Annotated in this window: 18 protein-coding genes and 1 pseudogene; 10 read left to right on the forward strand and 9 right to left on the reverse strand. The window is 70.2% G+C overall.

The genetic code is table 11. The features are described from left to right. Positions 1-482 precede the first annotated feature (482 nt). Both ACFRCG_RS06100 and ACFRCG_RS06105 read left to right on the forward strand, forming a co-directional pair. The gene (locus ACFRCG_RS06100) at positions 483-632 is read left to right on the forward strand and encodes a hypothetical protein (protein WP_380029259.1); all 150 of its coding nucleotides are present in this window, start codon (positions 483-485) and stop codon (positions 630-632) included. A 201-nt stretch (positions 633-833) separates the two neighbouring features. Continuing rightward, positions 834-2,255 carry an APC family permease gene (locus ACFRCG_RS06105; protein ID WP_380029261.1) on the forward strand — a complete coding sequence of 474 codons (1,422 nt, stop codon included), beginning with the start codon at positions 834-836 and terminating at the stop codon, positions 2,253-2,255. 507 nt (positions 2,256-2,762) lie between these two features. On the opposite strand, the gene ACFRCG_RS06110 is transcribed toward ACFRCG_RS06105, so the two are convergent. From ACFRCG_RS06110 to ACFRCG_RS06120, 3 genes are all read right to left on the reverse strand, one after another. Beyond that, on the reverse strand, positions 2,763-3,329 hold the full coding sequence (locus tag ACFRCG_RS06110; protein WP_380029263.1) for a MarR family winged helix-turn-helix transcriptional regulator: 567 nt from the start codon (positions 3,327-3,329) through the stop codon (positions 2,763-2,765). Between the two features lie 190 nt (positions 3,330-3,519). After that, on the reverse strand, positions 3,520-4,065 hold the full coding sequence (locus ACFRCG_RS06115) for a hypothetical protein (protein ID WP_380029265.1): 546 nt from the start codon (positions 4,063-4,065) through the stop codon (positions 3,520-3,522). Beyond that, positions 4,062-4,808: a hypothetical protein gene (locus ACFRCG_RS06120; protein ID WP_380029267.1), complete on the reverse strand. Its 747-nt coding sequence runs from the start codon at positions 4,806-4,808 to the stop codon at positions 4,062-4,064. The genes ACFRCG_RS06115 and ACFRCG_RS06120 overlap by 4 nt, the downstream gene beginning before the upstream one ends. A gap of 214 nt (positions 4,809-5,022) precedes the next feature. Between ACFRCG_RS06120 and ACFRCG_RS06125 the strand changes: the two genes are divergently transcribed. Beyond that, complete coding sequence (locus ACFRCG_RS06125) at positions 5,023-5,988, forward strand: hypothetical protein (RefSeq protein WP_380029269.1); 966 nt, start codon at positions 5,023-5,025, stop codon at positions 5,986-5,988. A gap of 42 nt (positions 5,989-6,030) precedes the next feature. On the opposite strand, the gene ACFRCG_RS06130 is transcribed toward ACFRCG_RS06125, so the two are convergent. Next, positions 6,031-6,828 (reverse strand): IclR family transcriptional regulator, encoded by a 798-nt coding sequence (locus tag ACFRCG_RS06130; protein WP_380029271.1) that lies wholly within the window; start codon positions 6,826-6,828, stop codon positions 6,031-6,033. A gap of 131 nt (positions 6,829-6,959) precedes the next feature. On the opposite strand from ACFRCG_RS06130, the gene ACFRCG_RS06135 reads away from it, so the two are divergent. The 4 genes from ACFRCG_RS06135 (at position 6,960) to ACFRCG_RS06150 (ending at position 9,953) form a co-directional block, all read left to right on the forward strand. Beyond that, positions 6,960-7,988 (forward strand): NAD(P)/FAD-dependent oxidoreductase, encoded by a 1,029-nt coding sequence (locus ACFRCG_RS06135; protein WP_380029273.1) that lies wholly within the window; start codon positions 6,960-6,962, stop codon positions 7,986-7,988. A 122-nt stretch (positions 7,989-8,110) separates the two neighbouring features. Next, positions 8,111-8,446 (forward strand): indolepyruvate ferredoxin oxidoreductase subunit alpha, encoded by a 336-nt coding sequence (locus ACFRCG_RS06140; protein WP_380029275.1) that lies wholly within the window; start codon positions 8,111-8,113, stop codon positions 8,444-8,446. Then, complete coding sequence (locus tag ACFRCG_RS06145; RefSeq protein ID WP_380029277.1) at positions 8,443-9,171, forward strand: class II aldolase/adducin family protein; 729 nt, start codon at positions 8,443-8,445, stop codon at positions 9,169-9,171. Before ACFRCG_RS06140 ends, ACFRCG_RS06145 begins: the two co-directional genes overlap by 4 nt. Before the next feature lie 35 nt (positions 9,172-9,206). Further along, positions 9,207-9,953 (forward strand): dienelactone hydrolase family protein, encoded by a 747-nt coding sequence (locus tag ACFRCG_RS06150; protein ID WP_380029279.1) that lies wholly within the window; start codon positions 9,207-9,209, stop codon positions 9,951-9,953. Between the two features lie 416 nt (positions 9,954-10,369). Here ACFRCG_RS06150 and ACFRCG_RS06155 read toward each other — a convergent pair whose 3' ends face one another. After that, on the reverse strand, positions 10,370-11,428 hold the full coding sequence (locus ACFRCG_RS06155; RefSeq protein ID WP_380029281.1) for a GNAT family N-acetyltransferase: 1,059 nt from the start codon (positions 11,426-11,428) through the stop codon (positions 10,370-10,372). Positions 11,429-11,664: 236 nt separating this feature from the next. Here ACFRCG_RS06155 and ACFRCG_RS06160 point away from each other — a divergent pair, with 236 nt between their 5' ends. Both ACFRCG_RS06160 and ACFRCG_RS06165 read left to right on the forward strand, forming a co-directional pair. After that, a complete protein-coding gene (locus ACFRCG_RS06160) occupies positions 11,665-12,174 on the forward strand; it encodes a hypothetical protein (RefSeq protein ID WP_380029283.1) in 510 nt (169 codons plus the stop codon). A gap of 312 nt (positions 12,175-12,486) precedes the next feature. Next, positions 12,487-13,068 (forward strand): annotated as a pseudogene (locus ACFRCG_RS06165) (DDE-type integrase/transposase/recombinase); the annotation flags it as partial. A gap of 70 nt (positions 13,069-13,138) precedes the next feature. Here the strand turns inward: ACFRCG_RS06165 and ACFRCG_RS06170 are convergent. From ACFRCG_RS06170 to ACFRCG_RS06180, 3 genes are read right to left on the reverse strand one after another with little or no spacing between them, the layout of a single operon-like run. Next, positions 13,139-13,945, reverse strand: coding sequence for an NAD(P)-binding domain-containing protein (locus ACFRCG_RS06170; RefSeq protein ID WP_380029285.1), 807 nt, complete (start codon positions 13,943-13,945; stop codon positions 13,139-13,141). Between the two features lie 48 nt (positions 13,946-13,993). Further along, entirely contained in the window at positions 13,994-14,443 is a 450-nt protein-coding gene (locus ACFRCG_RS06175; protein WP_380029287.1) for a hypothetical protein, read from the reverse strand. 46 nt (positions 14,444-14,489) lie between these two features. Beyond that, the gene (locus ACFRCG_RS06180) at positions 14,490-14,798 is read right to left on the reverse strand and encodes a hypothetical protein (RefSeq protein WP_380029289.1); all 309 of its coding nucleotides are present in this window, start codon (positions 14,796-14,798) and stop codon (positions 14,490-14,492) included. A gap of 92 nt (positions 14,799-14,890) precedes the next feature. On the opposite strand from ACFRCG_RS06180, the gene ACFRCG_RS06185 reads away from it, so the two are divergent. Next, entirely contained in the window at positions 14,891-15,574 is a 684-nt protein-coding gene (locus tag ACFRCG_RS06185; RefSeq protein ID WP_380029291.1) for a TetR/AcrR family transcriptional regulator, read from the forward strand. Between the two features lie 747 nt (positions 15,575-16,321). Here ACFRCG_RS06185 and ACFRCG_RS06190 read toward each other — a convergent pair. Beyond that, complete coding sequence (locus ACFRCG_RS06190) at positions 16,322-17,419, reverse strand: peptidase (RefSeq protein ID WP_380029293.1); 1,098 nt, start codon at positions 17,417-17,419, stop codon at positions 16,322-16,324. Between the last annotated feature and the right edge of the window lie 88 nt (positions 17,420-17,507).

Below are 17,507 nucleotides of genomic sequence, written 5' to 3' on the forward strand. Positions count from 1 at the left end.
CGCCGGTGTCGCGGCCACCACAACGATGCGTTGATCGTGTTCGAGTGGGGTCTTGGCGAGCCGGGTTCGGAAACCGGATTCCAACTGTCGGCGTGGTCCGCGCGAGACGGTCGTCGATTGGCCGCGATTCAGGCGCCCTTGCCCGGCAAGGCGGACCTGGCGTGAGGCCGCGGGTCGGGAGGAACCGCCGCGTCGGTGCGGCAGATGTTCGATCGCGAACCGACGACCGTCGCCGTCGCGATGCCCGTGGGCAACTACACCGGGATCAAGCGCGTGATGACCAACTACGACGCCTGATCCGCCGCGCCGCGCCGCGCGAGCGGCACCCCCGCGCACCCTGTCAACCGCGCCCCGTGAGGGTTGACAGGGTGCGTGTTGCCGTGCTGGGCGGGGCGCGGCCACGATTCGGTGGGTCGTCCGCACGCCCGACGCGTCCCGCGTCCGGGGCGCAGGCCCCTTCCCACATCGCCAAGGAGTCGCCGATGACCCGCGCCCGCATTTGTGCCCGGTCCCCGCTGCGGATCGCCGGCCACGACGTGGATCGGCGGATGTTCCGGCGCGGCGCCGACGCGGCCGCGGCCGTCGGCGCGCCGGCCGCGTGCGGCGTGCCCTCGGCGTACGTGCGGGAGTAGAAGCGCGGCGGCCCGGACCGGTCGGCCGATGTGCGGATAACGCGCCGTCACCTGCCGGCCCGAAGCAACATTCGCTGACATTTGCGGCGCACAGCCCACGAAATCAGCTTGGCAACGGGATCTTGACTTGAGATCAAACGAGCGTCTTTATTACGCCGCACCGTTCGGAACGTGCGAACGGCCCATCACAGAGGTAGGGCCATGGCTGTAGAAAGCACCCCACCGCCGTCCGGGACCCTGCCACCACCGGTCGTTCTCGACGACGTCGGTGGTGCGCCCGCCCCGCTCAAACGATCCATCGGTGTCGTCGGCGGCACACTGCTCACCCTGTCCTGTCTGACCCCCGCGTCGTCCCTGTTCGTGATCGTGCCGGGCATGTTCGCGGATCTGGGGTCCGGCACCTCGCTGGCCCTGGTCGTGGCCGCCGTGCTGTGTATCGGGGTGGCGTTCTGCTACTCCGAGCTGGGCACGCTCATCCCCAGCGCCGGCGGCGAGTACGCCATGGTCGGCACCCTGATGGGGCGCTTCATGGGCTGGCTGGTCTTCGTCGTCGCCACGGCCGTGGTGATGATCGTGCCGCCGATCATGGCGCTGGGCACCGCCGAGTATCTGACCTCGATCGCCACGGTCGACACGATGTGGGCCGGGGCCGCGGTGATGATCCTGGCGACGATCATGGGTCTGCTCGACCTGCGCGCCAACGCGTGGGTGACCGGCGTGTTCCTGGGCCTGGAGGTGGTCGCCGCCGCGATCGTGGCCTTCCTCGGCTTCGCCAACACCCATCGGTCCGCCTCGACGCTGGTCAGGCCCGAGGTGGTGAGCGATGCCGCGGCCGGCACCACCGACCCGTTGAAGATGGGCCTGCTGATCGCGGGCATGGCCGGCGCGCTGTTCGCGTTGCAGGGCTTCTCCACCGCGGTCTACCTGGCCGAGGAGATGGAGAACCCGCGGCGCACCGTCTCGCGCACGGTGTTGTGGACCCTCGCCCTGGGCGGGGTGATCCTGATCGTGCCGACCATCGCCATCTCGCTGGGCGCGCCGGATCAGGCGACGCTCGCGACGGGGGACATCCTCGGTCTGGTCGAGGGCTGGTCCAACCACGGCATGGCGACCTTGATCGGGCTGTGCATCGCGCTGGCGATCGTCAACGCGGGCGTGGTCATGGTGATCCAGGGCTCGCGTGTGGTCTACGCCTCGGCGCGGGACAGGGCCTGGCCCGAGCCGATCAACCGGGCCTTCGGCAAGGTGAACCGGTTCGGTTCGCCGTGGGTGTCCACGCTGGTGATGGGCGTGCCGGGCGCGCTGCTGTGCTTCGTCAACCTCGACATCCTCGGCGAGGTCACCGGCGTCGCGGTCGCCGCGCTCTACCTGACCGTGGCGCTGGCCGTACTGGTCGCCCGCCGGGGCGTGCACAAGAGCGGCCAGGCGTGGCGCATGCCGCTGTGGCCGGTGATCCCCGTGCTGCTGATCGCGGCGATGATCTACGTGCTGACCGAACAGCCGACGCGCGCGCTGGAGATCACCGGCGCAATCATCGTGGTGGCCGCGCTGTACTGGCTGCTCTACCTGCGCCCGCGCCAGGAGACCCGCTGGAACATCAAGCTGATGGCCGACGACTCCTGAATCCCGCCCCGGTAGCCGTAACCACCCGCCCGAGGGCGGTGCCTCCTCCTGTGGGCACCGCCCTCGGGCGTGTCCCGGGCCGGTACGGCTCGGCCCTCGGTCAGCAGCGCCGCGCGCAGCCGCTCCAGCCGATCCGCGTCCAGGCCCAGGCCACGTTCCAGGTAGGCGTCGAAGCCGCCCCAGTCTGGCGTGCGTGAGACAACCTGCGATTTCGGACCTCGACGACGAGGAACTCGGCCGAGTACGTCGGGAGTTGGCGCGCCGGAGCCTGAGCGATCCATGTGGCAACCGGCCCCTTTGATCCCGTACCACGCCGGGGCGGTCGAGGCCGTCGTCCGCGGGCTTCGCCGTGGAGTATCCCCGGGGGAGGGCTACATCGCCCGGCGTCGGTCGGGCGGTTCTGCCCAGGCTCATTGGCGGCCGGGTTCGACGGTGATGCCGAAGTCGTAGCCGTGCACTTGGTGTTCGTCGTGCCATCGCGGCTCGGCAACCCCGATCGCTCGGCGGTCACGACGTTGTCATGACCCTACCGGTCGGGGTCGTCGGGGCCGGGTTCGATTCAGCCGCGGCCGTCGGTCCCTCGTGGTGTGTCGCGCGCGGGGGCGCGAGCGCCTCGGTCAGCGCCCACAGATCCGGTGAGGCTGCACGGATGCGGGCGATCGATTCCGGGGGGAGTTCGGCGAGCGCGTCCGTGATCCGGGAGGCCATGCCGGATCTGACCTGGCGTCCCCCGGTGAGCATCTCCGGCGTCGGATGCAGTTCGACCAGTCGCCGGTCGGATATCGCCGGGCGGCGTTCCAGGAGGTTGTCGCGAACGAGCAGGGTGACGAGATTACTCACGTTGTTGGGCATCATCCGCAGCGTCTCGGCGGCCTCTCGGACGCTGATGCCGGGTCGATCGAGCACCAGTTGCAACATCTCGACCTGTGCCGGAGGGCGCACGTGGTGCCCGTCCGGAGGCTCGGCGACCGCACGCAACGTCCGGTGGAGGGTCCAGATCAGGCGGGTGAGGTCTGCGGACAAGTCTGCGGGCGAATCTGCGGACAAGTCTGCGGGCGAATCTGCGGCCGTCATCGTCCGATCGTAGTCGAGTCTGGAATAACCCATGGTGCTATACCTATAGTGCCATGTGTGATCTGTCCTCGAGGTTCTCCAGGCCGTTGGACGACACACGGACGCGGTGTCGTCGCGCCCGAGGGGGGGCGCTCGTGACGACACCGCGTTCGCTGTCGGGTCGGACCGCGTCGGAGCCGGCCGACCCGGATCAGGCCGTGCCGACGGCCTCGGGCAGTTCGAAGGCCGAGAGATCGATCTCCGGGTGCACCGCGGAGCAGTCGCGGCACGTGCGGGCAGCCTCGTCGGTAGTGAACCGGGTACACGCAGCCGTGTAGTAGTGCGAGAGGGGCACGTCGTTGTCGTGTTCCCACTCGTAGCGCGTCAGTTCGTGCCCGCAGCCGGCGCAGAACCAGGCCACCCCGAGTCGTCCGGCGTCCAGGGGCATGTAGCGCAGGGTCACGCCCTCTTCGCGAGGGACGAGCCGGTGCGGCGTGCCGGCCGGGACGTACACGTGGTCGCCGGTCCCCATGACGAACCGGTTCACCGAACTCTCGCGCAGATGCACCGCGACCGTGCCGGACATCTGGCTGAGGACCGTGTCGTGTTGGCAGATGAGGTGGAACGGCTGGGCGAGGCGGTTGTACGCCAGGTACAACTGCGGATCGGTGTCGGCCGGGAGCACCGCCGCCTCGACGTGGTCGCCGAGTTCGGGCCCGGTTTCGAGGCTCTTGAGCATGCGACGTCGGCGGGTCACGGGTGGTCGACCTCCCGGGTCGTGTCGGGGCGGTGTGCGGCGGCGCGCAGGACACGATGCGCGTCGATCGCGACTCGGGTCTGGGCGACCTGGCGGGGCCATCCCCACGGTGTGCCGGAGAACGCGTCGTTGACGTGGCCGCATTTCCCGCAGGTGCGGCCCTCCTCGGTGTTGCGCAGCCGAACGAATTCGGCCGAGCCGACCGCGGTGGCGAACTGGCGTACGGGAGCGTCCTCGCCGCCGTGCCGTTCGGCGTCGAATCCAGGCAGACCGAACGGAGTCGCGTCGTACGCGTGGCGCACGATCTCCTCCGCGCAGTTCGTACACCGGGCGATCATCGCCTCGGACTGGTCGCCGTCACGGGACTGGTGCTGGGTGACCACGATGACGGCGAAGGAGCCGGGGTCCTCCTGGTCGCGCAGGAACGAGTTCACGCCGTGCAGGTTCTGCGCCGCCATGACCTGCCCGGAGCCGAGCACCGAGCCGCTGGATCCGTACGACACGACCACTTCGCAGGCGGTGTTCCAGTGGAAGAAATGACCGTAATCCTGGCCCGGTCCGCCGACGATGACGCTGCCGCACGGGACGATGGCGCCCGCGTCGTCGTAGGGGAACAGCGGCGTCAGTTGAGCGGCGGCCTTGGCCATGCGCTCGTACACGTTCGCTTTCAGGGGTTCCCGATCGGGGTCCGGAGGCGGGATCTTCCTGGTCTCTTCGACGGCTATCTGCCGGGTGGTGCTCACGACAACTCCTCTGCCGGAGATGGATGTTGCATCATACGGAACAGCAACTCGGATTCTGATACCAAACTTGGGGATTCGGCAAGAGCGGGTTTCGTAAGGCTTCACAAAAGCAGGCAAATATTGACACCCATCTTGTGTTACTGGATCCGTAGGTGCACAGTACGGTCTTGTGTTCCACGTGGTGACACATGTGCTTGTCTGCGAGGAGATCGAAATGCTTGTTGAGCCGAGACTCTCGGCACCGGTGACCCTCCACCTGCAAGGGGACTGGGGGCAGGCGAACATGCACCGGATATGCGGATGGATCGCCCAGGAGATGGGCGATCGCGCACCGGCCGGCTCCCGCTTCGCCATCTGGAACGGGCGTGGCGGGCTGGACGCGATCACCGCGCTGCGCGAGGGCGATGCGGACATCAGCGTGATGACACCCGCCGCCGCGGCGTCGAGGCTCGCGCGGGCGGGTCGGCTCGACGGTCTGTGCGCCCTGGGCGTGATCGGACAGCGCGACCGTCTGGTGGTCGCCGTGGACGCGGCCCTTCCGGTGCGCACGGTGGCCGAGTTGGCCGAGTACGCGGGGGAGGTGGTCGTGGCGACGGCGCCCGACGACGGCGTCAACCTGGTCGGATTCGCGGCGCACAAGGCACTCGCGCTGGCCGGGATCGATGCGGACGGGGTCGACTTCCGCTACGACGAGCGTCCGTTCCCCGCGCTGGAGTGGTTCGCCGCCGGAGAGGTGAACGTCCTCGTCCAGGAGGCGATCATGACGCCGCCCTGGCAGCGCGTCGAGCGGGTGCGGCCGGTGAAGTACCTTCCGTGGGGAGAGGAGGTCCTGCGCGGCTTCGCCCGCGAGGGTTGGCCGTCGGCGGTCGTGCGGGCGGGGTATCTGCCGGGACTGACCGAGGACTTGCACACCCTGGATTTCTCGGACTTCGTCGTCATGTGCCGAGAGGACCTCGCGGACGAGGTCGCCCATCTCGCGACCTGGTGCATGATCGGCACGCGGCGGGCGCTGGAGGTGCAGTACGGCCACCTGCCGATCGACCGCTCCCCGGTGACCTACCCCCTGGTGCCCGCGGACATGGCGGCGACCCCACTTCCGCTGCACCCGGCCGCCGCCCGCGCGTATTCCGAGACGGCCACGTCGGACGGTCCGCTCGACGGCCCGCTCAAGTGGAGTTGAACGGGTGCCGCGCCGACGGATCGACGTGCGGGGTGCTCCGCGTCAGCCGATCCGATCGCCCAGCTCCCGAGCCACTCGCATCACGGCCTCCGCCGTCGCGGTGACCCAGGCGTCGCCGGCCCGCGATCGTGGCGCGGTCGTGGAGATGGCGCCGCGCGCACGACCCTGTTTGTCACGGACGACGGCGGCGACCGCGTACACGTCGTCCTCGCTCTCCGCGTTGTTGGTCGCGTAGCCCCGACGTCGGGTCTCTTCCAACTGCACGCGCAACTGGCCGATCGTGGTCACCGCGCGCGGTGTGGGAGCCGTGAGCTCGCCCGAGGGGTAGAGCGTGGTCAACTCGGTGTCGGGCAGTTCCGCGAGCAGTGCCTTGCCGGCGGCGGTGGTGTGCGCGGGCAGGGTCCAGCCCACGCGACTGCCGGTGCGCATGGCGTGCGCGCTCTCCACGCTGTCGACGTAGACGGCATCGGGACCGCGCAGATGCGCGAGGTGCACCGTTTCGCCGGTCTCGTCGCGCAGTCGGGTCAACGCGTCGTGCGACACGGCGCGGACGTCGATCCGGCCGACGACCGTCAGGCCGATCTCGATCAGGGCCGGCCCCGGTCGGTAGGCCCGGGACAGCGGCTCCTGTTCGACGAAGCGGTGGTGGGCGAGCGTGGCGAGCATCCGATGCACCGTCGACCGGGACAGTCCCATGTCGCGGGACACCTGATTCACCCGGACCATCTCGTGGTCCTCGAACAGGCGCAGCAGGCGCAGCACGTTGTCCACCGCGCCGATGAGCCCCGCAGGCCGCCCGGGCTGCGCCTCGTCGTTCGTGAGATCTCTGGCTTCGTCCACGGAGATCACATTAGCGCAGAGATATCAACCCTTGATCGAGACTTGGATTGCGATCATGATACGGAACAGTGTTCCGTAGAGTGACACATCGATGAGAACGCCGCCGGCAACCGGCGGACGGAAGGTCGACCGTGAACGAACCCCCCATGGAGACGGCGCGGCAACGACGGTCGTCGGAGACCGAGTTGTTGATCGTCGGCGCCGGTCCGGCCGGCCTCTTCGCCTGCCACCACGCCGGCACGCGGGGCCTGAGCGTGACACTGCTCGACTCCCTGCCCCACCTGGGCGGGCAGGTGGCGGCGCTGTACCCGGACAAGGAGATCTTCGACCTCGCGGGGTTCCCGGCGGTCCGCGGCCGGGACCTGGTGGCGCGGTTGACCGAACAGGCGATGATCGCAGACCCGGTCGTGCTGCTCGACGACGGGGCCGCCGAACTCGACACGCGTCCCGACGGGGTCACGGTGCGCACCACCGCCGGTCACGAGATCCGTGCCGGCGCCGTGCTGCTCACCGCCGGCATCGGCCGGTTCACGCCCCGGCCGCTACCCGCGCTGGCGGGGTACACCGGTGAGGGCGTGCATCACGTGGTCGCCGCGCCGCACACCTACGAGGGGCGGGATGTGATCGTCGTGGGTGGTGGCGACAGTGCCGTCGACTGGGCCAACACCCTTGCCCCCCACGCCCGTCGGGTCACCCTGGTACACCGCCGGCGCCGCTTCCGGGCGCACGAGCACTCGGTGGCGCAACTGGCGACCTGGCCGGTACACGTCCGCACGGACAGCGAGATCGCCGAGGTACACGGCGAACACGCGGTGCACGCGGTCACCATCCGCGATTGTGCGACGCGAAACCTCGAACGGGTGGCCGCGGACGTCCTGATCCCGGCACTCGGTCACGTCGCCTCGCTGGGACCGCTGACGCGTTGGGGTCTGCGTCTGGAAGGACAGCAGATCGAGGTCGACACCGACATGTCCACGCGTGTCGACCGCGTCTACGCCGCGGGTGACGTCACCACCTACCGCGGCAAGGTCCGCCTCATGGCCGTCGGCTTCGGCGAGGCGGCGACGGCCGTAAACAACATCGCCGTGCGCCTGCGCCCCGACGAGGACCTGTTCCCGGGCCACTCCAGCGAACGACCCCCGGCCCGCGTCGCGGGCTGACGTCGGCCGCCCGACACATCTCCCGAACCAACGAACCCCCGAACCAACGAGCCAACGAACCCCCGAAGCAACGAACCAACGATCCAACGAGTCTTCGAACCCTCCTGCGAGAAGGAGACGTCATGCCGTACGTGATCAACGAGAAGTGCATCAACGAACTCGACGGGGCATGCGTCGACGTGTGTCCCGTCGACTGCATCTACGAAGGCGCCACCAAGCGCTACATCAACCCGGACGAGTGCATCGACTGTGGTGCCTGCCTCTCGGAATGCCCCGTCGCCGCGATCGTCGCCCCCTCGGGCGGACCCGATCCCGTCTGGGTCCGGGACAACGCCGCGTTCTTCGCCCTGCCGCTGCCCGGGCGCGACACCGCGCTGGGCAACCTCGGCGGGGCCTACGACACCGGCGCGATCGGGGTCGACACCCCGCTCGTCACCCATTGGAACAAGGAGTCGTGAGCACTGTGCACCACACCGCGCCGAACACCGCGACGAACGAGATCGACGAGACCGTGCGAGCGAGTCGCGCGCTGGCCGCGGCGGGCCTGAGCGACATGGTCTGGGGCCACGCCGCCGTGCGCGACGGTGCGGATCGCGGCGTGTGGATGAAGGCTTCGGGCTGGGGCTTCGAGGAGATCGACGCCGGTCGCGTACTCCTGGTCGACCGGGCCGGGGAGGTGCTGGAGGGTCAAGGCACCCGCCACATCGAATTCCCCATCCACACCGAGATCATGGCCGCGCGGGCCGACGTCGGCTGCGTGGTGCATACCCACGCACCCGCGCTGAGCGCCTTCGCCTCCCTCGACGTTCCGCTTCTGCCGATCTCCCACGACGGCGTGCCGTTCTGTGATCCGCAACTGCCGCGCTTCGTCGATACCGGCGCGCTGATCGCCACCGACAGCCTGGGCGCCGCACTGGCCGAGGCGCTCGGTGACGCGAACGCGTGTCTGATGCCACGACACGGCGCGGTCACCGTCGGCCCCGACGCGGCCACCGCCGTCATGTACGCCGTCCTGCTCGAACGCGCTTGCCGTACCCAGTTGATGGCCATGGCCGCCGACCGGCCCAGGGTCTGGTCGGACTCGGCCGAGGTGGTGTTCAAACGCGAACAGGTCTGGAACCCCACGCAGCGCGAGGCCGGTTGGCACTATCTCGGGCGCCTCGCGGAGCGAAACGCGCGATGAACGACCACGGTCACCACCCGAAAGGCAATCACCACATGAGCGAGCGGATCCACGCGAGCGAACAATGGATCACCATCGCCACCGCCGACGGTCCCATGCGCGTCTTCGTCGCCCGGCCCCAGGCGTCCCACGGCCCCACAGGCGCCGTGCTCGTCCTCCAGGAGGCGTTCGGCGTCAACGAGCACATCCGGACCGTGGCACGACGCATCGCCGAACACGGCTACCTGGCGGTGGCGCCCGACCTCTTCCACCGCAGCGGTATCGCCGAACTGCGCTACGACCAACACGCCGAGGCCATGGACCTGATCGCGGCCCTCGGCCCGGACGCCGTCGTCGCCGACACGACCGCGGTGCTGGAGCATCTGGCACGCGAGGAGGCCATCCCGGCGGCGCACACGGCGGTCGTCGGCTTCTGCTTCGGCGGGCGGGCCGCGTTCACCACGGCCACGTCCGGCGCGAAGACGGCCGGGGTGGTCGTCTTCTACGGCCCCGGCGTGGCGGCCGGGCCACACGCGGTGCTCGACCGGGCGGCGCACATCGACACGCCCCTGCTTCTGCACACCGGTGGGCAGGACCCCACCATCCCGGCCGACCACATCGCCGCGATCGACGCCGCGCTCACCCGTGCCGGCGTCACCTACGAGCACCACGTCCACCCCGAGGCGGGCCACGCCTTCGCCTGCGACGCCCGCCCCGACAAGTACGTCCCGGGACCCGCCGCCGAGGCATGGCGCCATACGTACGCCTTCCTGGAGCGGGTCATGCCACCCACCCACGCCTGATCCACCGCCGCACACACCCGGACGCGCGGAGGCACGCCACCACTCGCACGGCCGCCCCCGCGCGCCCGGAGCCGCGACGACGCGGCAACCACCCGAATCCGGACGGGAGCACGTGATCCTCACCAACCCCGAACAGCCTGGAACGCCTCTTCGGCGAGGAAGCGTGTGTCACGTTCAGTGACTCGCTTTCCCCGGCGGACGTCCTCCATGTTCTCGGCACGGAGGCGGAGCCCGGTACGTTGCGCGACCCCGGCCCGGCGCATACGGCCGCCGGCCGCCGCGACGATCGTTTGAAACGTCGTCGAAGCGGTCGTCGCGCCGACCGCCGGCACCCACGATGGTCGATCACGGCACTGTCTCTCGTGCGGTCTCGGCGGCCGGTGGGAACCGGGCCGGGCGTCTACGTCCCGGTGGGATCAGAAGCGTTTGACGAGACTGACCGAGCGGTCGCCGACGGTGAAGCCGAAGCTCTGGTACAGGCCCAGGGCGCCGGTGGGGCTGTCGGCGTCGACTTCGAGTACGGCGCGGCGCAGACCGTCGGCCCGCATCCTCCGCAACACGTGGGCCATCAGGGTGCGGGCCAGTCCCAGCCCGCGTGCCGCGCGTCGGGTGCCGACGGTCGTGATGTAGCCGAACGGGCCGTCGCGCAGGGGCCATTCGTCCTCGTCGACATCGACGAGGACGAAGCCGTCGACGCGTTCGCCGTCGTCCGCGGTGGTGACGGCGAGCAGTGACAGGTCCGGGCGGGATGCCGACAGACGGTCGGCGGAGGCCCAGTCCTCGGCGGTGATCGGCGGACTGCCCCAGTGGTCGCGGAAGGCGTCGTTCCTGGCGGATCGCGTCTCCTCCTGCCATTGCGGTCCGTAAGGCACGAGTCGTACGTCCGGTGGGCTCGGCGGTTCGGCGATCGGGGTGTCCAGGTCGAGTTCCAGTTCCAGCCACCATCGGGCGCGGTCGTAGCCGTGCGTCTCCAGGAGCCGGATGGTGGAGTGGGCGTGTTCGTGGGTCATCGACATGAGCCACCCGGGTGCGGTGGTGTCGCACGCCGCGAGGTGCTGGAGTCCTCGGGCCTCCTGCCAGGCCAGCAGCGCGCTGCCGAGACCCTCGCCGCGGCGATCCGGGGCCACCGCGGCGTCGAGTTCGACGCAGGCGAGCGTCTCCACGCTCTCCGGGGCCTCCGCCGACGCGTAGGCGACGGCCCGCCCGGTCGAGTCGACGCCGATCACGGCGTCGCGTTCGGGGTCGAAGTTGTCGCTCGCGAACTCCTCCTCGATCTCGTCCCTCGTCTGCGTGACCCTGGGGTGGTCGACCCTTCCGGCGGCGCGCTTGAGGTCCAGGATCGGATCGATGTCGGCCACCGTGACGGGTCGCCAGACGATACCCACGCCGACCGTGGGCAGTTCGACCGTCGCCGGTGCGGTCACCCGGTCGCGCAACGTGCGTGATTCGGGGCCGCGATCCGCTGTTCCACTCACGGGTTTCCTGCTTTCGGGCTCTCGGACTTCCTGGTCGGGTGGGGAATGTGCGCCGATGCGGGGGACGCGCACCGGAAGGTCGGGTGTGCCGCGCGCCATCCTGCCCGCCCCGACGGGCGCATGCCGGTTTGTGTTCCGGTGGCCGGAACGCCGGACCGTACGCGCGCCGTTCCGCCCATAGCCTCACGAACTTCCGTCCGGCCGTTCGTGGGGGGACGGACGGAGCACAGGCACGCATGGGCGACGGGACGCATCACCGCGGCATCGTCGCCGGTTTCCACGTAGGGCGGAGCGGTACGTTGCTCGCGCGGGCGCGGTGGTGGGGCGACGTCGGTGGCAAGGTCCGCCTCGAGGCGTTCGTCCCGGACGGCCGCCTGCTCCGGGTCGGTGATGCGGACGACGCCGCCCGGTTCCATCGAGCACGCGATGAAGTCGGCGACGTGGTCGGCCCGTTCGGGTCCATGGGTATCCAACAGGGCGCCGTCCGCGCCACGCGGGACCAGATCGAGCTGCCTTTCGAGGTCGACGGCGTCGCCGGCCGGCAGCAGTCGGCCGTCTCGCCGACGCTCGACCCAGCGCGCCTGAAAGGCGTACAACGCGTGCCGCACCAACGTGGCGTTGTTCAGTGTCACGCCCCGGGGTGCCAACAGCCGCCAGGCGGTGTCCGGTTCGGAGAAGGCGGCGCGATCCTCGTCGTCCAGGCGCCTGAACTCCCACGGAGGATGCGGCCGATCTCGTCGTCGTGATGCACGGCGTGAGGCAGCGGATACGTGGATTCACCTCGACCACGGGGGCGAGGCCGATGCGCTCCGCGAACCCGATGCCGCCCCGGACCGTGTTGATCGGCCCGGAGGGCAACCCCGCGGCGGCGAGGATCTCGAACCACTCGTCGGCGCCGCGCCGTCGGAGTTCGTCGACCAGGAGGGGGCGAAGCTGCTCGCGGTTGCGATGCGGTCCTCGTTGTGCAGGAACCGCACGTCGTGGACCAGTTCGTCCAGACCGAGTGCCGCGCACAACCTGCGCAACCGACCGTCGTTGCTGGCGATGACGATGAGGTCCTTGTCGACCGTTCCTCCCGACCCCACCACAGCCCCCGTAGGACGCCGACGCGGACCGAGCGCCGGATCGTCAAGGCCCGCGTGCTCCGCCGCTGGGGACCCGCCCGCATCGCCCACCTGCTCGGGCTCAATGCGGCCACCGTCCACCGCGTCCTCACCCGCTACCTCCTCGCCCGCCGCGACCGCGACCGGCCGGGTGATTCGCCGCTACGAACACGACGCCCCGGGCGACCCGGTCCACGTCGACGTCAAGAAACTCGGCAACATCCCCGACGGCGGCGGCCACAGGAGCCTCGGCCACGCCGCCGGACGGAAACCCGCTCCGGCGCCGGATACGCCTACCTCCACAACGTCGTCGACGACCACTCCCGCCTCGCCTACGGCGAGATCCTCCCCGACGAGAAGAAGGAAACCGCGATCGCCTTCCGGAGGCGCGCGCACGCCGATTTCGCCTCGTGCGGCATCACGGTCCGCCGCCTCCTGACCGACAACGGCTCCTGCCACAAGTCGCACGACTGGCGCAACGCCCTTGCGGGTCAAGGGATATCGCACAAACGGACCCGTCCGTATCGACCCCAGACCATGCTTTGAAGGATCTTGTCGATCGATCATGTGTTGACCGGTTCGGGCCGTGCGGCCGCGCCGGGCGCGATCAGGTGGGTGGCGCCACCCGCGGCGGCCTTTGTCGGTGCGGCTGTGCGAGATCGTCGAGGAGGCTGTCGAGGACCTTCGTGAGGGCCTTCGCGTTGGCCGTGTCGAACCAGGTGCCGCGGACGCGTTCGTTGTTGCCGTTCGGGGTCTCGTGGTCGGCGGCGAGTCGGTCCAGGGAGCGGGTCTCGTCTCCCAGGGAGCGGCCGACCCCCTGGAACAGGCCGCGAACGTAACGGTCGGCGTCGCCGGGGGCGATGCCGTGGTCGGCGGCCCACGAGGCGAGCGTGGCGAGATACGCGTAGTGGGTGGTCAGCGTGCCGGTCAGTGCGGACAGGACGTCGAAGGCGGCCTCGTCCGCGACGGGAAGCGCGCCGCCCAGCCGATCGAAGAACGAGTCCACCTCCGGGTGCGACGGGTACACCACGGTGACGCAACGGCGTTCACTGACGGTCGGCAGGGGGATGGCACGAACCAATGGGGCATCGGTGCCGAGCACCCGTCGCAGGTCGTCGTTGCCGACACCGGCCATGAGGTTGACCACGACCTTGTCGCCGCCGACGCGCACTCCGGCGAGGGCCTCGTGCCGGTGCTCGCGACGCATCGCGAGGATCACGATCTCGGCGCGGTCCGCCACCTCCCGGTTGTCGGCGCACACTTCGACGCCCTCGTATCGCGCGGACAACTCCGCGGCCGTGCGGGCGCCGCGCGGCGAGAGAAAGACCCGCGGCGCGGCTCCGCCCCCCTGGTGCAGCCCCGTCACGATGGCCCGACCGATCTCGCCCACCCCGATGATGCCGATGCGTTCCACAGCCGCTTCCTCCGCGGTAGGTAATGATCAGGACTCGTGGTGTGTACATCATCGCGATCGCGGTCGTCTCCACAACAGCGCGACCGCCACGATGCCCGCCATACAGGGAGCCATCCCGGCCCAACCCAGCGCCGGCGGCAGTCCGGTCGCGCCGGAGGTGTCCTCGGTGAGAAGGCCGGTCAACCCGGCGCCGGCGCCGAGCGCGAACATCACGGTCGCGCCGTACCGCGCCCACGGCTTGCCCGCCTTGACGGCCCGGATCGTCCAGAGCCAGGCGAGGACGCCGAGTGTTCCGATGACGGACAGCAGGACCAGGTAGCCGGCGACGGCCGAGTCGACCCGGGCGTCGCCGTACATGGGATAGCCGGCCCGGATGTGGTCGGCGAGCAGATGGCCGGTGGCGCGGTCCGCGTACGGAGCAGCCGTCGCCAGGACGGTGAGCCCGAGGCCGGCATACATCGCGCCGATCGCCCGCCGGTCATGGGGTGTCGAGGTCATTCGTCCGCCTTTCATTCTTGCGGTCGTGGTGGGCATCGTTTTTCCGTCACGCAGTCAGGGCCGTGCGGAGGGATCCGAGGATCTGCGCCCGAGCCGCCCCGGCCTGCGATTCGACGTACAGCGGCCCGTCGCCCGTCGATGCCGGCCGGTACGCCCGGACGGGTAGGCGGCGCCCCGGCAGTGCCAACACGTAGCAGTCGATGGCGGTGGCGGAATCCGGCTCCCCGAGGATCGCGCGTGTCGCGGCGGAAGCCCGCCAGGCGTTCTCCGCGTCGCGACAGGCGATCGGTTCGCCGCTCGTGATCGCCGCGAAGTCCGGCTCCGCCGGCCGCTCTGCGGTGGGGCCTTCGGCCATGATTCTGCTCCCGTCCACTGCAAACCTACGGCGTAGATTTTCACCACACAGTAGATTCTACGGTGTAGATTTGCCAAGAAGGAGGAGCGGACATGGCCGGACGCGGGCGCGGTAGGTCGGCAGGACTCGATCGCGGGCGGATCGCCACCGCCGCCGTCGCCTTGGTCGACCGCGACGGCCTGGACCACTTCGGGGTACGGCGGCTCGCCGACGAACTCGGGGTGGACCCGATGTCGATCTACCACCACGTCAAGGGCAAGGCGGCGTTGCTGGACGCGATCTGCGAGGCCGTGATCGTCGAGGTGGAACCCGGCGACGACCAGACGCCTTCGGACTGGGAACAGGTGGCCCGCCAAACGGCGTACAGCTACCGCCGGATGGCGTACCGGCACCCGCGGGTGTTCCCATTGTTGGTCACCCGCCCCCAGAGCTCGCCCGTGGCCCTGGCCGTCCTGGAGCGCCTCGTCGCCGCGATGCGCCGGGCGGGCCTGCCCGACCAGGTCACCGCGGACGCGCCGGTCACACTGTTCGGCTTCCTCAACGGCTATTTGACGGCAGTCCTCAGCGGAGGCCCCGACGGCCCCTCGAAAATGCCCGCGCTCGACTCCACCGCATATCCGACCCTGACCGCCCTCGCACCTTTCCAAGCCGACTTCGGATCCACAACAGAGTTCGACCGACTCCTCGACACCGTCCTGTCCGGCATCCGCCACCAGGCGGAGCACCCATGCCCCGCCCGGCACACGAACACCCACACGACACATCGACCCGACTGACGACCAACCACCCCCACCGCTGGGATCGGTGGTCCTGCCGGGACGTGACTGGGATCGCCTCGAAGGCGTCTTTCGTGGCTGGGATTTGGCCGCCCTCGCCGATGTGTGGGCGCGTCCGTGGACGTTCCCGTGGGGATCCGGCGCGGCCCCGGACCCGGACCCATGGCCGTTCCCCATGTTCGCGTCGAAGACCGGGGCGGAGCGGATCCACCTCGAACTCGCGGCCTTCGACACCGACAGGATCCACACCGACAACGACCTCCTCCCGGACTCCGCCGCGAGCGCGGACGACGGATCCGGCCAGGGTGAGCGCGGCCGGCGAGGGCGCCGGAGAAGTCGAGGTACGCCTTGAGTACCGCCAGGCTGTCGGCCGTCGCCGTGGTCATCTTCGGGTGACGCCCAACGCCTTCCGGACGCCGGCGAGCAGGTCGGCGGCCGGGCCGGTCGCGTCCTCGGGCTGAATCGGGGGCCGACGGGACATGGTGTGTTCCTTTCGGGGTGCGACACGACAACCGGCCCGAGGTGCCGGTGAGGTGGCCCCGCGTTCTCCGGACGCCTTGCTTGCTGTCCTCTTGTGCCGCGCGTCCGCGTTCGTCGTGCTCCCGCAGGGCTTCGAGGGACGTGCGGTATCCCAGAGCGGAGCGGAGTGCAGCCTTCGTCGCGCCGGCGAGTAAGGCGCCCGGGACCGACGCCCGCACTTGCCGAGGGACCGGCCACCGCGTCGACGGTGGCCGGTCGCCCGTCGGGTCAGGCTGTGGCGGGGCAGTGCAGCGTGGGGGCGTTCCGACGAGCGCTCGCACTGCTCAGGTCGGCGAAGCCGGTGCCGGCCAGGCCGAGAACCGCCTGAGCGGTGGCCCTGATGGCGGTGGCCGGGTTGTACCCGCCGGTGTCGTAGGCGATCGCGCCTCGCGTGGTCGTGGCGGCCGAGCAGCCGACCTGACGTTCGGTCAGGAAGTGCCGGGCGGTCAGGCCCGGTATCACGCGCCAGGACGAGAGCAGGGCCTGGGCGGCCAGGCCGGTGCTGTTGGCGTTCGACGCGGTGGCGCCCACCGTACCGAAGCCGCCGTCGGAAAGCTGGTGTGAGACGAGCCAGTTCAGTCCGGCGGCCGCTTCCTGGTGGCGCCCGGTCGCGGCCAGTGCCTGCACGCTCATCGCGGTCGAGTCGGCGTCGCTGGTGCAGGTGGACAGACCGTAGTCGAGGGGGAATCCGCCGTCGGCGCAGTGTGCGTCGGCCAGGAAGTCCACCGCGGCGGTGGGCGCGCCGGCCGGAGAGCGGTCCAGCGCCAGGAGCGCGAGGGACTGGCTGAAGGCGTTGCTGTAGTCGCCCCACGGCGAGGTGTCGGTGAAGCGGCCGGAAGGCTGTTGCAATGAGCGCAGCCGGGCCGGGAGGTCCACGCCGCCGAACGTGGTGGGGTCGACACCGCGTACCTCGGCGGCGAGGAGGGTCTTGGCGGTGGCTCCGGCGTAGGCGTTGGTGGTGCCGTCGCCGATGTACCCGGACAGGATTTCCGGGCGGGCGAGCCACGTGGTGGCCTTGGCTCCGTTGTCGTCCGCGACCCCGGCGGCGGCGAACGCGAAGATCGCGTCGATGGTCAGGCCCTGGTCGGGATAGGTCACTCCGTCGAAGGTGGTCTCGAAGCGTTCTCCGTCGACGAGTTGCCGGGCCAGCCACCCGGCCGCGGCCTGGGTGCGGTTGCCGGAAAGCACGGACACGTTGGCTGCGCGCGTCGTGTCGGTCGTCGGCGGAGTCGCCACGGCGGTGGACGGGATCAGGGCGGTCGCGGCGGCGAGGGCCAGTCCGCCGAACAGCGCGGCGATCCGGCGTCCGGGTCGGGTGAGAGTCATCACGGTGCCTTTCCGGGCCCAAGGCACGGCGGACCCGGGAGACTCGCGCGATCGAGCGGGCGCACCGACGGCGGCCGTCCCGACGCAC

The sequence above is a fragment of the Embleya sp. NPDC056575 genome, from assembly GCF_042793325.1.
Taxonomy (GTDB): domain Bacteria; phylum Actinomycetota; class Actinomycetes; order Streptomycetales; family Streptomycetaceae; genus Embleya.

What these genes read in the sequence shown, in the direction of transcription:
- ACFRCG_RS06100 (WP_380029259.1), top strand. Translation starts at nt 483, where the DNA reads ATGACCCGCGCCCGCATTTGTGCCCGGTCCCCGCTGCGGATCGCCGGC.
- ACFRCG_RS06105 (WP_380029261.1), top strand. Translation starts at nt 834, where the DNA reads ATGGCTGTAGAAAGCACCCCACCGCCGTCCGGGACCCTGCCACCACCG.
- ACFRCG_RS06110 (WP_380029263.1), bottom strand. Translation starts at nt 3,329, where the DNA reads ATGACGGCCGCAGATTCGCCCGCAGACTTGTCCGCAGATTCGCCCGCA.
- ACFRCG_RS06125 (WP_380029269.1), top strand. Translation starts at nt 5,023, where the DNA reads ATGCTTGTTGAGCCGAGACTCTCGGCACCGGTGACCCTCCACCTGCAA.
- ACFRCG_RS06140 (WP_380029275.1), top strand. Translation starts at nt 8,111, where the DNA reads ATGCCGTACGTGATCAACGAGAAGTGCATCAACGAACTCGACGGGGCA.
- ACFRCG_RS06150 (WP_380029279.1), top strand. Translation starts at nt 9,207, where the DNA reads ATGAGCGAGCGGATCCACGCGAGCGAACAATGGATCACCATCGCCACC.
- ACFRCG_RS06160 (WP_380029283.1), top strand. Translation starts at nt 11,665, where the DNA reads ATGGGCGACGGGACGCATCACCGCGGCATCGTCGCCGGTTTCCACGTA.
- ACFRCG_RS06175 (WP_380029287.1), bottom strand. Translation starts at nt 14,443, where the DNA reads ATGACCTCGACACCCCATGACCGGCGGGCGATCGGCGCGATGTATGCC.
- ACFRCG_RS06180 (WP_380029289.1), bottom strand. Translation starts at nt 14,798, where the DNA reads ATGGCCGAAGGCCCCACCGCAGAGCGGCCGGCGGAGCCGGACTTCGCG.
- ACFRCG_RS06185 (WP_380029291.1), top strand. Translation starts at nt 14,891, where the DNA reads ATGGCCGGACGCGGGCGCGGTAGGTCGGCAGGACTCGATCGCGGGCGG.
- ACFRCG_RS06190 (WP_380029293.1), bottom strand. Translation starts at nt 17,419, where the DNA reads ATGACTCTCACCCGACCCGGACGCCGGATCGCCGCGCTGTTCGGCGGA.